The 14,884-nt window shown below is 62.8% G+C and carries 14 protein-coding genes; all 14 read right to left on the bottom strand.

The genetic code is table 11. The annotated features are described in order from the left end of the window. Positions 1-78: 78 nt before the first annotated feature. The 14 genes from atpD to ltrA all read right to left on the bottom strand — a co-directional run bounded on the left by atpD (position 79) and on the right by ltrA (position 14,478). The gene (atpD, locus tag AQ610_RS00595; protein ID WP_041861550.1) at positions 79-1,473 is read right to left on the bottom strand and encodes a F0F1 ATP synthase subunit beta; all 1,395 of its coding nucleotides are present in this window, start codon (positions 1,471-1,473) and stop codon (positions 79-81) included. 79 nt (positions 1,474-1,552) lie between these two features. Further along, a complete protein-coding gene (gene atpG / locus AQ610_RS00590) occupies positions 1,553-2,428 on the bottom strand; it encodes a F0F1 ATP synthase subunit gamma (RefSeq protein WP_006023934.1) in 876 nt (291 codons plus the stop codon). Between the two features lie 71 nt (positions 2,429-2,499). Continuing rightward, on the bottom strand, positions 2,500-4,041 hold the full coding sequence (gene atpA, locus AQ610_RS00585) for a F0F1 ATP synthase subunit alpha (RefSeq protein WP_006023935.1): 1,542 nt from the start codon (positions 4,039-4,041) through the stop codon (positions 2,500-2,502). 48 nt (positions 4,042-4,089) lie between these two features. Then, the gene (locus AQ610_RS00580) at positions 4,090-4,629 is read right to left on the bottom strand and encodes a F0F1 ATP synthase subunit delta (protein ID WP_006023936.1); all 540 of its coding nucleotides are present in this window, start codon (positions 4,627-4,629) and stop codon (positions 4,090-4,092) included. Between the two features lie 2 nt (positions 4,630-4,631). Beyond that, positions 4,632-5,102 (bottom strand): F0F1 ATP synthase subunit B, encoded by a 471-nt coding sequence (locus AQ610_RS00575; RefSeq protein ID WP_009914023.1) that lies wholly within the window; start codon positions 5,100-5,102, stop codon positions 4,632-4,634. A 133-nt stretch (positions 5,103-5,235) separates the two neighbouring features. Beyond that, positions 5,236-5,505, bottom strand: a complete 270-nt coding sequence (gene atpE, locus AQ610_RS00570; protein WP_009914024.1) for a F0F1 ATP synthase subunit C — start codon at positions 5,503-5,505, stop codon at positions 5,236-5,238. 76 nt (positions 5,506-5,581) lie between these two features. Continuing rightward, positions 5,582-6,433: a F0F1 ATP synthase subunit A gene (gene atpB, locus AQ610_RS00565; RefSeq protein ID WP_006023939.1), complete on the bottom strand. Its 852-nt coding sequence runs from the start codon at positions 6,431-6,433 to the stop codon at positions 5,582-5,584. A gap of 115 nt (positions 6,434-6,548) precedes the next feature. After that, complete coding sequence (locus AQ610_RS00560) at positions 6,549-7,079, bottom strand: ATP synthase subunit I (RefSeq protein WP_006023940.1); 531 nt, start codon at positions 7,077-7,079, stop codon at positions 6,549-6,551. Positions 7,080-7,348: 269 nt separating this feature from the next. After that, positions 7,349-8,482: an SLC13 family permease gene (locus tag AQ610_RS00555; protein ID WP_006023941.1), complete on the bottom strand. Its 1,134-nt coding sequence runs from the start codon at positions 8,480-8,482 to the stop codon at positions 7,349-7,351. A gap of 6 nt (positions 8,483-8,488) precedes the next feature. After that, positions 8,489-9,376, bottom strand: a complete 888-nt coding sequence (locus AQ610_RS00550) for a ParB/RepB/Spo0J family partition protein (RefSeq protein ID WP_006023942.1) — start codon at positions 9,374-9,376, stop codon at positions 8,489-8,491. A gap of 35 nt (positions 9,377-9,411) precedes the next feature. Next, positions 9,412-10,182, bottom strand: coding sequence for a ParA family protein (locus AQ610_RS00545; RefSeq protein ID WP_006023943.1), 771 nt, complete (start codon positions 10,180-10,182; stop codon positions 9,412-9,414). 52 nt (positions 10,183-10,234) lie between these two features. Beyond that, positions 10,235-10,930, bottom strand: a complete 696-nt coding sequence (rsmG, locus tag AQ610_RS00540; protein WP_050802901.1) for a 16S rRNA (guanine(527)-N(7))-methyltransferase RsmG — start codon at positions 10,928-10,930, stop codon at positions 10,235-10,237. Beyond that, complete coding sequence (gene mnmG / locus AQ610_RS00535) at positions 10,927-12,900, bottom strand: tRNA uridine-5-carboxymethylaminomethyl(34) synthesis enzyme MnmG (RefSeq protein ID WP_009914029.1); 1,974 nt, start codon at positions 12,898-12,900, stop codon at positions 10,927-10,929. The genes rsmG and mnmG overlap by 4 nt, the downstream gene beginning before the upstream one ends. A 171-nt stretch (positions 12,901-13,071) precedes the next feature. Continuing rightward, complete coding sequence (gene ltrA, locus AQ610_RS00530) at positions 13,072-14,478, bottom strand: group II intron reverse transcriptase/maturase (RefSeq protein WP_082262312.1); 1,407 nt, start codon at positions 14,476-14,478, stop codon at positions 13,072-13,074. Between the last annotated feature and the right edge of the window lie 406 nt (positions 14,479-14,884).

The raw sequence follows: 14,884 nt of genomic DNA, 5'->3' as shown, positions 1-14,884 counted from the left end.
CCCGCCGTAAAGCGGATCGGTCAGACCCATTCGCTTTACTTCGGCCGGCACGCGCCAGCGTGCTACTCACTCGAACCCTTACTGGATCTTCTTGGCCTTCTCGAAGGCTTCGTCGATCGTGCCGACCATGTAGAACGCCTGTTCCGGCAGGTGGTCGCACTCGCCGTCGACGATCATCTTGAAGCCGCGGATCGTTTCCTTCAGCGGCACGTACTTGCCCGGCGAGCCCGTGAACACTTCGGCGACGTGGAACGGCTGCGACAGGAAACGCTGGATCTTCCGTGCACGCGCGACCGACAGCTTGTCTTCCGGTGACAGTTCGTCCATGCCCAGAATCGCGATGATGTCGCGCAGTTCCTTGTAGCGCTGCAGCGTCTGCTGAACGCGACGCGTGATCGAGTAGTGCTCTTCGCCGATCACGTTCGGGTCGATCTGGCGCGACGTCGAGTCGAGCGGGTCGACCGCCGGGTAGATACCCAGCGAAGCGATGTCACGCGACAGCACGACCGTTGCGTCCAGGTGGCCGAAGGTCGTAGCCGGCGACGGGTCGGTCAAGTCGTCCGCGGGGACGTACACGGCCTGGACCGACGTAATCGAGCCCTTCTTGGTCGACGTGATGCGCTCTTGCAGCTTGCCCATTTCTTCAGCCAGCGTCGGCTGATAGCCCACCGCCGACGGCATACGGCCGAGCAGTGCCGACACTTCGGTGCCGGCCAGCGTGAAACGGTAGATGTTGTCGACGAAGAACAGCACGTCAAGGCCTTCGTCGCGGAAGTGCTCGGCCATCGTGAGGCCCGTCAGCGCGACGCGCAGACGGTTGCCCGGCGGCTCGTTCATCTGGCCGTACACCAGCGCGACCTTGTCGAGAACGTTCGAGTCCTTCATTTCGTGGTAGAAGTCGTTCCCTTCACGGGTACGCTCGCCCACGCCCGCGAACACGGAGTAACCGCCGTGCTCCTTCGCGATGTTGTTGATGAGCTCCATCATGTTGACGGTCTTGCCCACGCCCGCGCCGCCGAACAGCCCCACCTTGCCGCCCTTTGCGAACGGGCAGATCAGGTCGATGACCTTGATGCCCGTTTCGAGCAGTTCGGTCGACGGCGACAGTTCGTCGAACGCCGGCGCCTTCTGGTGGATCGAACGCTTGTGTTCGCTGACGATCGGGCCCGCCTCGTCGATCGGACGGCCGAGCACGTCCATGATGCGCCCGAGGGTCGGCTTGCCGACCGGCACCGAGATCGGGTTGCCCGTATTCTTCACCACGACGCCGCGGCGCAGGCCGTCGGAGGCACCCAGACAGATGGTGCGGACCACGCCGTCGCCCAGTTGCTGCTGGACTTCGAGCGTCAGTTCCGAGCCTTCCAGAATGAGCGCGTCGTAGATCTTCGGCATGCTCTCGCGCGGGAATTCCACGTCGATAACGGCGCCGATGCACTGTACGATCTTGCCTTCTACCAAAGCAGCAGTACTCATCGCTTTTCCTTTCAATACCTGATTCTTTACTCGCGCAAAGGCGCAGTTTCGAGACGCAGCAGGCGTCGCGCGTTCCGCGTTACACCGCGGCGGCGCCGCCGACGATCTCCGACAGTTCCTTCGTGATCGCAGCCTGGCGGCTCTTGTTGTACGACAGTTGAAGCTCGCTGATCACCGTCTTCGCGTTGTCCGAAGCAGCCTTCATCGCGACCATCCGCGCCGACTGCTCCGACGCCATGTTTTCCGCGACCGCCTGGTACACCAGCGCCTCGACGTAACGCACGAGCAGCTCGTCGACCACCGCCTGCGCGTCCGGCTCGTAGATGTAGTCCCACGACGTGGCCGGCATGCCGTCGCTGCTGTCGAAATGTTCGGTCGACAGCGGCAGCAGTTGCTCGATCACCGCTTCCTGCTTCATCGTGTTGATGAAGCGCGTGTATGCGAGATAAACGGCTGACAGCTTGCCTTCCGAATACAGATCGAGCTGCACCTTCACCGCACCGATCAGCTTGTCGAGGTGCGGCGTGTCGCCGAGATGCACGACCTGCGAGATCACCTTCGCGCCGAAACGGTTCAGGAAGCCGAGGCCCTTGCTGCCGATCGCGGTGGCTTCGAGCTTCTGGCCCTTGTCGTCGAGCTCCTTGAACTTCTGCATCGACGCACGCAGCACATTCGTGTTCAGACCGCCGCACAGACCCTTGTCGGTCGTGACGAGGATGATGCCCGCGGTCTTCGCGCCGTCGTTCGCCACCATGAACGGGTGGCGGTACTCCGGGGTCGAGCGGCTCATGTGCGCGGCGATGGCGCGGACCTTGTCGGCATACGGGCGAGCAGCGCGCATGCGTTCCTGAGCGCGGCGCATCTTCGATGCCGCCACCATCTCCATCGCCTTCGTGATCTTGCGCGTGTTCTGCACGCTCTTGATCTTGCCGCGAATTTCCTTCATTCCAGCCATTGCTTGCTCCTTGACCGAAGCGGGGCGAGCGCTTTATGCGACCCGCGCCACTTCAAGGTGTCCCTCGCGGATCAATAGGCACCCGACTTCTTGAAGTCCTTGATCGCGGCGTGCAGCGCGCTCTCGTCGTCCTTCGACAAGTCCTTCGTGTCTTCGATGCGCTTGATGAGGTCAGCGTGGCTCGTCTTCAGATACTCGCGCAGGCCCTTCTCGAACGGCAGGACGTCCTTGACGTCGAGATCGTCGAGATAGCCGTTGTTCGCCGAGAAGAGCGACACGGCCAGCTCCCACACCTGCAGCGGCTGGTATTGCGGCTGCTTCAGCAGTTCCGTCACGCGGCGGCCGCGCTCGAGCTGCTTGCGGGTCGCTTCGTCGAGGTCCGACGCGAACTGCGCGAACGCGGCCAGTTCGCGGTACTGCGCGAGGTCGGTACGGATACCGCCCGACAGCTTCTTCACGACCTTCGTCTGCGCGGCGCCGCCGACTCGCGACACCGACACGCCCGCGTTGATCGCCGGACGGATGCCCGCGTTGAACAGGTCGGTTTCCAGGAAGATCTGGCCATCGGTGATCGAGATCACGTTCGTCGGAACGAACGCGGTCACGTCGCCCGCTTGCGTTTCGATGACGGGCAGCGCCGTCAGCGAGCCGCTCTTGCCCTTCACTTCGCCGTTCGTAAACTTCTCGACGTACTCTTCCGACACGCGAGCCGCGCGCTCGAGCAGACGCGAATGCAGATAGAACACGTCGCCCGGGTACGCTTCACGGCCCGGCGGGCGGCGCAGCAGCAGCGAGATCTGGCGATACGCCCAAGCCTGCTTGGTCAAGTCGTCGTAAATGATGAGGGCGTCCTGGCCGCGATCGCGGAAGTATTCGCCCATCGTGCAGCCGGCGTACGGCGCGAGGTACTGCATCGCAGCCGATTCCGACGCCGACGCGGCGACGACGATCGTATATTCGAGCGCGCCGGTTTCCTCGAGCTTGCGCACCACGTTCATGATCGACGAAGCCTTCTGGCCGATCGCGACGTAGATGCAGACGAGGTCCTTGCCCTTCTGGTTGATGATCGTGTCGATCGCCACCGCGGTCTTGCCGCACTGACGGTCGCCGATGATCAGCTCGCGCTGGCCGCGGCCGATCGGCACCATCGAGTCGATCGACTTCAGGCCCGTCTGCACCGGCTGCGACACCGACTTACGCCAGATCACGCCCGGCGCGATCTTTTCGATCGCGTCGGTCAGCTTCGCGTTGACCGGGCCCTTGCCGTCGATCGGGTTGCCGAGCGCATCGACCACGCGGCCGACGAGTTCCGGACCGACCGGGACTTCGAGAATGCGGCCCGTCGTCTTGACGATGTCGCCTTCGGAGATGTGTTCGTATTCGCCGAGAATCACCGCACCGACCGAGTCGCGCTCGAGGTTCAGCGCAAGACCGAACGTGTTGCCCGGGAATTCGAGCATTTCGCCCTGCATCACGTCGGACAAACCGTGGATGCGCACGATGCCGTCGGTCACGGAGATCACGGTGCCCTGGTTGCGAACGTCCGCGCTCGCTTCAAGGCCCTGGATCCGGCTCTTGATCAGCTCGCTGATCTCAGAGGGATTGAGTTGCATTATTCGCTCCTGATATTCAATTCTGTTGCGTGCCGGCCGCGTAGGCGCTCAGGCGGTCAAAGCCACCTGCATGCCGGCGAGCCGCGCGCGGACCGAGGTATCGAGCACTTCGTCGCCAACCGTCACGCGCACGCCGCCGATCAGCGACGCGTCGACTTCGACCGTCGGCTTCAGCTTGCGCTTGAATCTGCGCTCGAGGTTTTCGACGAGTTCGGTGAGCTGCGCGCCTTCCAGCGGAAACGCGCTGACGATCAGCGCATCCGCCGCGCCTTCGCGCGCATTCTTCAGCTCGTCGAACTGCGCGGAGATTTCCGGCAGCAGCGCGATACGATGATTTTCGACCAGCATCCCCACGAAGTTCTTCGCTTCCGCGCTGGTCGCGAGCGGCGCCTTCACCGCGGCGAGCAGCAGCTCGCTGACTTGCGCGCGACTCACCTTCGGACTCGACGCGACAGACAGCACTTCGGGCAGGTGCGCAACCTGAGCCAGCTCTTGCACGAGCGTGGACCAGGCGGCGATGTCACCACCCTCGGCCACGCGGAACAGCGCTTCTGCGTAAGGGCGGGCGATGGTTGCAAGTTCGGCCATGATCAGAGCTCGGCTTTCAGTTGATTCAGCAGTTCGGCGTGGGCCGTATGATCGACTTCGCGCTTCAGGATCTGCTCGGCGCCCTTCACGGCCAGCGAGGCGACTTCGCCGCGCAGCGTTTCACGGGCCTTCACGATTTGCTGATCGGCATCCGCCTTCGCCTGGGCGATGATGCGGGCCGCTTCGGCCTGGGCGTTCGCCTTGATTTCTTCGGCGACCGCCTGCGCGCGCTTTTCGGCTTCGGCGATGCGCTGCTGGCCATCGCTACGAGCCTGCGCGAGTTCCTGGTCGACGCGCTTGTGCGCCGCTGCGAGTTCCGCCTGCCCCTTTTCCGCAGCCGAGAGGCCATCGGCAATTTTCTTCGAGCGCTCGTCGAGGGCGTTGATCAACGGCGGCCACACGAACTTCATCGTGAACCACGCGAGGATCAGGAACACGACCATTTGCGCAAACAGGGTTGCGTTGAGATTCACGGTGTTTCCTTAATCTGCTATTCCGGAAAAATGAAACGACGAGGAGCGCACCGAAAAAAGCTTTCGAGTCGCGCTCACTTTCCGTTCCGCCCTGCGCCGGCAAGCCTGGCGCATTGGTATTTCCGAGGAACCCTTAGCTCGCGAGCTTCGACAGGAGCGGGTTCGCGAATGCAAACAGCATGGCCACACCCACGCCAATCAGGAACGCCGCATCGATCAGACCCGCCAGCAGGAACATCTTCGTTTGCAGCGGATTGATCAGTTCCGGCTGACGTGCGCAAGCTTCGATGTACTTGCCGCCCATCAGGCCGATACCGATACAGGCGCCGATTGCACCCAGGCCGATGATGATACCGATACCGATGGCGGTCAGACCTTGGATGTTGGCGATGAAAGCTTGCATGATCACTCCTTTGTGAAAAGACTTGGAACTGGAATTAAAAAAACTGAAAACAAACCTGCTTGATTGTCCGGCACGCCTAGTGCGACTCGTGCGCCTGACCGAGATACACCAGGGTCAGCATCATGAAAATGAACGCTTGCAGCAGAACAATCAGAATGTGGAAGATCGCCCAGATACTGCCTGCGAGGACATGACCGATGAAGCCGAGTATCGTTGCGTCCGCGCCGAAGCCCCACATGCTGCCGAGGAGGGCGATCAGCAGGAACAGCAACTCACCCGCGTACATGTTGCCGAACAGCCGCATGCCGAGCGACACGGTCTTCGCGACATATTCGACGATGTTCAACGCAAGGTTCGGAATCCACAGCAGCGGATGCGCACCGAACGGGGCCGACAGGAGCTCGTGCGCGAAACCGCCCGGGCCCTTGATCTTGAGGCTGTAGTAGATCATCAGCACGAACACGCCGAGCGCGATGCCGAGCGTGCCGTTCAGATCGGCTGTCGGCACGATGCGATGATGCGAAATGACTTGCGACAGGCCCAGCAAGCCGATCACGCGGCCCGGCAGGTCAACGGGGAGGAAGTCGAGCGAGTTCATCAGCGCGACCCAGATGAACACGGTCAGCGCGAGCGGCGCGATAAAGGTACGATTGCCGTGAACGACCGCCTTCGACTGGTCCTCGACCATTTCGACGATCATTTCGATCAGGCACTGGAAGCGTCCCGGCACGCCCGGCGTTGCCTTGCGCGCGGCCAGACGCAGGATGAGGATGGTGACGAGGCCGCAGACGATCGACCAGAACAGCGTGTCGAGATTCCAGACGTGGATATCGAAAATCGACGTCTGATGCGCGGTGGAAAGGTTTTGCAGGTGGTGCGCAATATACTCGGACGGGTCCAGAGCACGCGTTCCTTCGCTAGCTGCCATAATCGTTGATGTCACCCAAATTGTCGAAAATCGGTTTATCCGCTTCGCCGCAACAGTTCATTGCGGGAACGGGCCTACGCGGGAACTGTCGAATTCACGCGCGGCACTTGATGCCTTATCGCCAGGCGAGCGCAATCCAGTACGTCTTCAACACCAGCAGATACGTGACGAGCAACGGCACCCAATGCGCGCCGGGATACCCCCATGCGACAGCAACGAACATCGCAATCGTCGCGCCCATCTTGAGTACTTCGCCAATCACCCAGCCCATCACGGTATCCGCGCCTTTTTGCTTCAGACGCGCCGCGAACAATGCACTCGGCACCCAGCCGATCGCTCCGCCCAGAAATGCCGATTGAGCAGCGGCACCCGGCGACTTCGAAAACAGCCACCACGCCAGCGTTGCAACCAGGGACAAGACCATTTGCGCCATCACCACCCGGTAAGGCGTGACGCGCGATGGCCGATTCACTTCGGGGCCGAACAGCGCTTGTGCCTCGGCCCGTGTGAGCGGAACGATGTCATCGTCCTGCTGCTCGGCATCCCAATCGTCCGAGGCGGATTTCCGCCGCCCGACGGCCCCCGAAACGGTGCGTTGCGCTGCTCGCCGATCTTCGTGCCTTTTATCCGGCGCTCGATCCGCCATCGCAGTTGGTCCGCTCAATTCCTGTACGGCCCCAAAGCTTTCCGAAAGCTTTCAGGGGTGCCTAACTAACAAATCCGGGCGATTGTAAGCGATAGTTGCAGGCGGTTCAAGGCTTTAGACGCGACAAAAATCCGTATGAAACGCCGGTTCATGATGCGAAAAGTTCGTGAATTTTTGGCGTTCGATGATAGTTGTAAGGTGTGTATTTTCGGTCGCCCGAACCACGCGAAACGCCCCCTGCCCCGCCCCGTTCCGGTGCGCGCCGCTGCTCAAAAATAATGCAGCAGCAGCGCGCCGAGCACGGCGCTCGCGATGCCGAACGGGATGCTCGCGAGATGGAACGGCAACCACATCCCGCGCGCGCGGGATAGCCGGATCGCGATCAGGTTGGCGAGCGAGCCGATCGCGACGCCGAAGCCGCCGACGCTCACGCCGAACGCGAGCGCACGCCAGTCGCGCGTGAACTCCGACAGCAGGATCGCGGCCGGCACGTTGCTGATCGCCTGCGACAACAGCGCCCCCGCCGCATACGCGCGCAGCGGCGTGTCGAGCCCGACGCCGGCGATCGTCCGATGGACGGCCGGCAGCGACGCCACGCTGCGCAGCACGATGAACATCAGCACAAAGATCAGCAGCAAGAGCCAGTCGATCTTCAGCACCGCGTCGCGCCGCACTACCAGGTAGACCGCCGCGACCGCGAGCACGCCGCCAAGCGCATGATGCGCGTCCGCGAGCAGCACGAAGCCCGCGAACATCGCGACGGTCGCGAACGCGTGTGCGCGATCGACCGGCCGCTCGGCGCGGTCCTTCGACAGATCGAGCGGACGGCCGTCGAACGCGAAGGCGATCATCGCAAGCAGCAGCGCCATCAGCACGAGCGCGAGCGGCCCGAGCGCGATCACGAAGCGGCCGAACGAGACGCCGCTCAATTGCCACAGAAACAGATTTTGCGGATTGCCGAGCGGCGTCGCGATCGCGCCCGCGTTCACGGCGAGCGCGATGTAGATCACGAGGCGCTTGAACGGCAACGGCGTCAGCTCGCGCAGCGACAACACGAGCGGAATCACGACGAAGAGCGCCACGTCGTTCGTGAGCCACACGGACAGCGCTGCGGCGAACACGACGAGCAGCGCGGCGAGCGCGCGCTCGGACCGCACGCGATGGACGATGCGGTGCGCAAGCCACATCAGGAAGCCCGATAGCTCGAGCGCCTTCGTCAGCATCAGCAGGCCGGCGAGCGTCGCGACGGTCTGCCAGTCGACAAGCCGCACGAGCGCGGCCGCCGATTGGGGACGGACGAACTGCAGCGCAATCAGCGCCGCGACGAGAATCGACAGAACCGGCTCGCGCCGGACAAACGCGATGATCCGCGCGGGCGCGCGGCCGCCGACCGAATTCGACACGCCGCGTTACACGGCGACGTCGCCGCGCAGTCGCGCGAGGATGCCTTCGAGCGCGTCGAGGTCGCCGAAATCAATCGTCAACTGGCCTCGCCCTCGGCGACCGACCTTGATCTTCACGTTCGACGCGAGCAGGTCCGACAGCTCTTCTTCGAGGCGCCGCGTGTCGCGGCCGCCATCGTCCTTCGCCCGCGCCTTCACCGCCGGCTCAGCCTTCGTCGTGTGCGTGACAAGCTTTTCCGTCTCGCGCACCGACATCCGCTTGTTGACGACCTGATGCGCGAGCGTGATCTGCGTCGCCGCGTCGACCGCGAGCAGCGCGCGCGCGTGGCCCATGTCGAGATCGCCCGCAAGCAGCATCGTCTGCACGGGCATCGCGAGATTCAGCAGACGCAGCAGGTTCGACACCGCGCTGCGCGAGCGGCCGACCGATTCTGCCGCCTGCTCGTGCGTGAAATCGAACTCGTCGAGCAGACGCTGGATGCCGTGCGCCTCTTCGAGCGGGTTCAGGTCCTCGCGCTGGATGTTCTCGATCAGCGCCATTGCGGCCGCGGCCTGATCGGATACGTCCTTCACGAGCACCGGCACTTCTTCGAGGCCAGCGAGACGTGCCGCACGGAAACGGCGCTCGCCCGCGATGATCTCGTATTTGTCTGATGAAATTGGGCGCACGAGGATCGGCTGCATGACGCCCTGCGCGCGAATGCTCGCGGCAAGCTCCTGCAGGCTGCCCTCGTCCATTCGGGTACGCGGCTGGTACTTGCCGGCCTGCAGCTTGCCGAGCGCGAGCACGTTCGGCGCACCCTCGATCTTCACCGCTTCGGTGATGTCGGCGCTGCCGCCAAGCAGCGCTTCAAGGCCACGTCCCAAACCCTTTTTCTTCGCTACCGCATTCATGTTCTGTTCCCTCGATTCTTGTCTGGAAGGCGGGCTCAAAGCGCGCGCACCCGCTCGATCATTTCCGCGCCGAACTGGATATACGCTTGCGCGCCGCGCGAACCGCGATCGAACACGACGCCGGGAAGTCCATAGCTGGGCGCTTCCGCGAGACGCACGTTGCGCGGAATCACCGCGTCGAACACCTTGTCGCCGAAGTGCGCCTTCAACTGGTCGGAAACCTGTTGCTGCAGCGTGATCCGCGGATCGAACATCACGCGCAGCAGGCCGATCACCTTCAGGTTGCGATTAAGGTTCGCATGCACCTGCTTGATCGTGTTGACGAGGTCGGACAGCCCCTCGAGCGCGAAGTACTCGCATTGCATCGGGATCACGACGCCGTGCGCCGCGCACAGCCCGTTCAGCGTCAGCAGCGACAGTGCGGGCGGACAATCGATCAGCACGAAATCGTAATCGTCCGCGACTTTCGCGAGCGCGGCCTTCAACTGGCGCTCGCGATTCTCCACGCTCACCAGCTCGATTTCCGCACCGGCGAGCTCGCGATTCGCCGGAAGCACGTCGTACTTCACCGCTTCGGGGCGCACGCGCGCATCCGCAACGGTCACGCCGTCGACCAGCACCTCATAGACCGTCGACTCGCATTCCGCCTTGTCGATGCCGCTGCCCATCGTGGCATTGCCCTGCGGGTCCAGATCGATCAGCAGCACGCGTTGCCCCTGCGCCGCGAGGCTCGCGGCGAGATTGACCGTCGTCGTCGTCTTGCCGACGCCGCCCTTCTGGTTCGCCACGCAGAAGATCTTTGCCATCGTTGGTGTATTCCTTCTCTTCAAATGGTCCGGGCGCCCTGCGGCGCGCCGATTAAATTGCTTCGTCGAGCTCGACTTCGATCAAATGCCGTTCCGCATCGAGCGACGGGACCGTTAGACGGATCATCTGTTTGACGCGCGTGCCATCGGGCAGGCGACCGATTTCTTCATCGGGACGCACGCCCTTCATCGCCCAGATCGACCCGCCCGGCGCAACGAGGTGCCGGGCAAGTGTAACGAAGTCCGCCAGATCCGCGAATGCCCGCGACACGATCACATCGAATTTCCCTGGGACTTCGACCCCAGGGCGCAGCGTCTCGACGCGCCCCGTCACGACGGACAGATTGCCGAGCTTCAGTTCGGCCTTTGCCTGATTCTGGAATGCGGATTTTTTCTGGACGATGTCGTTCAGCGCCACCTGCCATCCGGGCAGCGCGATCGCGAGCACGATGCCTGGCAGACCGCCGCCGGAACCGACGTCCAGCGCGGACACCGCTGCGCCGCACGCGCCGAGATGCGGAACGATCGACAGCGAATCGAGGATGTGCTGAATCAGCATCTGCCGCGGATCGCGGATCGCGGTGAGGTTGTAGACCGCGTTCCACTTGGCGAGCAGCGCGACGTAATCGAGTAGCGCGCCGCGCTGCGCATCGCTCAATGCGACACCCAGCGCTTCCGCGCCATCCGACAGCAATGCTTGCAGCGTTTCCCGGCTGGCAATCGGGGCTTGACGACGTTGTGCCGTCATTGCTGCGTCGCGGCGTTGTTGGTTTCCGCGTCGGCGTTCGGCGCTCCATCCGCGCCCTTTCGCCGGCCCAACCCGCGCTTCTTCAGATGCACCATCAGCAGCGAGATTGCAGCGGGTGTCATGCCCGAGATCCGCGACGCCTGCCCGATCGTTTCCGGGCGGAACTGGTTCAGCTTCTGACTGACTTCGAACGATAGGCCGCGCACTTCCGTATAGTCGATCCCGTCAGGCAACCGCGTGTTTTCGTTCGCGCCGTTCCGTTCGATTTCACCGGCCTGGCGCTCGATATAGCCTTGGTACTTGATGCCGATCTCGATCTGCTCCTTGATCTGCGCGAGCAGGAGTCCGTCTTCGGCCAACGGTTCGGACGGGCCATACTCGCCGCCGCGCAAGCCGCACACGCCGTCGTAGCTGACGCCCGGCCGGCGCAGCAGTTCGGCGAGACTGTATTCGTGATCGATCGGCTTGCCGAGCAGTGCAGTCGCTTCGTCGGCCGGCAACGTCTTCGGCGTCACCCAAGTCGTGCGCAACCGTTCGGTTTCACGTGAAACAGCGTCACGCTTTCGATTGAACGCATCCCAACGGACGTCGTCGACGACGCCCAGTTCGCGCCCGATTTCGGTCAGCCGCATGTCCGCGTTGTCTTCGCGAAGGCTCAGCCGGTACTCGGCACGGCTCGTGAACATTCGATAAGGCTCAGATACGCCGCGCGTCACCAGATCGTCGACGAGCACGCCAAGATACGCCTGGTCTCGCCGCGGACACCACGCCTCTTTTTCCTGCGCATAACGGCCCGCATTGATGCCGGCGAGCAGCCCCTGCGCGGCGGCTTCTTCATAGCCGGTCGTGCCGTTGATCTGGCCCGCAAAGAACAGGCCGTGGATCGCCTTGGTTTCCAGCGACGATTTCAGCGCGCGCGGGTCGAAATAATCGTATTCGATCGCATAGCCCGGACGCAGGATGTGCGCCTGTTCCAGACCGCGCATCGAATGCACGAGCGCGAGCTGCACGTCGAACGGCAGGCTGGTCGAAATGCCGTTCGGATAGAACTCGTTGGTCGTCAGCCCTTCTGGCTCGAGGAAAATCTGATGCGAGTCTTTCGACGCAAAGCGATGGATCTTGTCTTCGATCGACGGGCAATAGCGGGGCCCGACGCCTTCGATAACGCCCGTGTACATCGGCGAACGATCAAGACCGCTGCGGATGATGTCGTGCGTACGCTCATTGGTATGCGTGACCCAACACGGCAGTTGTTGCGGATGCTGCTCGGCTCGGCCAAGGAACGAGAACACCGGGATCGGATCGAGATCGCCCGGCTGTTCCTCCAGCTTCGAGAAGTCGATCGTCCGGCCGTCGATGCGCGGCGGCGTTCCGGTCTTCAGCCGCCCTTGCGGCAGCTTCAGCTCCTTCAGCCGCGACGACAGGGATACGGCCGCCGGATCGCCGGCGCGGCCGCCCGTATAGTGATTGAGCCCGACATGGATCTTGCCGTCCAGGAACGTGCCGGCCGTCAACACGACCGCACGCGCCCGGAATCGCACGCCGACTTGCGTGACCGCACCGACTACTCGATCCCCCTCCACCATCAGGTCATCAACAGCTTGCTGGAACAGCCAGAGATTCGGCTGATTCTCCAGACGATGGCGGATAGCCTGCTTATATAGCACGCGGTCCGCCTGGGCACGCGTCGCACGGACCGCTGGCCCCTTCGACGAGTTCAGGATGCGGAACTGTATGCCGCCTTCGTCGGTGGCGGCAGCCATCGCGCCGCCAAGCGCGTCGACCTCCTTGACCAGATGGCCCTTGCCGATCCCGCCGATCGACGGGTTGCAGCTCATCTGCCCAAGGGTTTCGATGTTGTGCGTCAGCAGGAGCGTCTTTGCGCCCATGCGTGCGGAGGCCAACGCAGCCTCCGTACCGGCATGGCCGCCGCCAACGACGATGACGTCAAATTCAACGGGATAAAGCATTGCGGACTTCGTGCAGGACGGTGCACGAACCTATCAGAGAAATGTATGGGCCGAATTATAGCGGGTTCGGTTTTGGCCCGAATCTCGTTCGAATGGCCGAATCGAGTAGGGTGAGGGGTTACCCCCTCAGCCCTCTCACACCACCGTACGTGCGGTTCCGCATACGGCGGTTCAGTTAATGCTCTGGAGGCGATCCACCGTCCGACGGATCGAGACCAGTCCCCGTGCATCGAAGTAGGCATTGGGTAACGCCTGCTTCAAATGGTGAGAACCGGCGTTCCACCAAGGTCCTCGCCCGTTCACGCTCGATTTCCATGCCCGCTCCGGGCGTAGGCCCAGTGCGATCATGTTGCGCTCTCGGGTTCGGGGGCGCTTCCACTGCCGCCAGATCAGGCAGCGCAAACGCCTTCGCAACCATCCGTCCAGCCCCTCCAGCCGCTTGTGCTGCTGGCTGAGCCGGAAGTAATTTGCCCACCCCCGTAGGACCGGGTTGAGCTTCCGGATCGTCTGCTCAAGGGACCCGCTTCTTCCCTTCAACGTCAGATCCCGCACCCGCGTCATCAATCGCTTGATGCTTTCCGGTGCAATCCGGATCTGTGCTTGACCCAACCTCACCGCCACCCGGTATCCCAGGAACTTCCGCGTGCTCGGCCGCGCCACCGCACTCTTGGCCTCGTTCACGCGCAGCTTCAAGACCTTCTCGAGATAGGCCCTGATTCTCGCCATGACGCGCTGTCCTGCTTGTTGGCTGCCAACGTAAATGTTGCAGTCGTCAGCGTACCGGCAGAACGCCAGCCCTCGGCTCTCCAGCCTCCGATCCAGATCACTCAGCAATATATTCGACAGTAGCGGGGACAGCGGGCCGCCTTGCGGCGTGCCCTCCGTCCTCGCACGCGTCACGCCGTGCGCCATCATCCCCGCTTCGAGGAAGCGGCGAATCAGCTTCAGCGTCACTTTGTCTTTTACATGCCTCGCAACCCGGCCCATCAGCACATCATGGTTGACTCGATCGAAGAACTTCTCCAAATCGATATCGACCACCCAATGCCGACCACCCTGAACATAGGCTTGCGCCTGACGCACCGCGTCCAACGCACTCTTGCCCGGTCGGAATCCGTAACTACTCGCCGAGAACGTCGGCTCCAAGATCGGTTGCAATACTTGGTGCAGCGCTTGCTGGATCAGTCGGTCCACCACGCTTGGCACGCCCAGCGTCCTCACCCCGCCTTGCGGCTTCGGTATGTCCGCCCGGCGTACCGCCTGCGGTACGTACCGCCCTTCCAGCAGCGCCTGCTTCACACTCGGCCAGTGCATCTTGAGCCAGTCACCAAGGCCTTCCACGCTCAGCCCATCTACCCCGGCTGAACCCTGGTTCCTCAGCACCCGGCGGTATGCTCGCCTCATGTTGCCGCGTTCCACGACGCGCTCCATCAGCGCGTCGCCCTCCGATTTCGTTTGCCCAGATGTCGCCGTGCCCGTCTCCGCACCCCGCACGCAGCCCGGTGGCTTCCGGCCACCCCTCGCGTGCTCGGCCACTGTCTCCAGCGCTTCTGCATCCATAACAGGCTTCGAGATCATCCGTCCTACTCTCGGCATTCACTGTTCCGGCCTTCGGTCCCGGTCCTCTTCGGCTCTCCGCCTTCGCCTTGACCTACTATGCCTTCTGCTGACTTCTGCTTCCGCGTCCCGCCGCCTCTCGACCTCGGTAGCTGGCCTTACCGCGCCAGCACAGAAACAGATCTCCCCGGGTATTGCGCACTCACCTTCACGCTTATGCCTGTCGGATCTACGTAACAACGTCGGTGCAAGTTTCGGGCTTCGGTGAATTGGGACACCTTACCCAGTCGCTACGCCTCATATCCGCTTCCTGTTCGTCAGGCCAGCGCTTTGCCTCCCAGCTTCCTTCAGACTCCCAGTCACCCGGGAAACCCTTGCCTTCGGCTAACTCTTCCCCTTGCCGGGCGAGTAGAGGACTTTCACCTCC

Origin of the sequence: Burkholderia humptydooensis, from assembly GCF_001513745.1 — a bacterium.
Lineage (GTDB): Bacteria > Pseudomonadota > Gammaproteobacteria > Burkholderiales > Burkholderiaceae > Burkholderia > Burkholderia humptydooensis.
The sequence above is the reverse complement of the archived record's forward strand: the minus strand, read 5'-3'. Positions and strand labels throughout refer to the sequence as shown.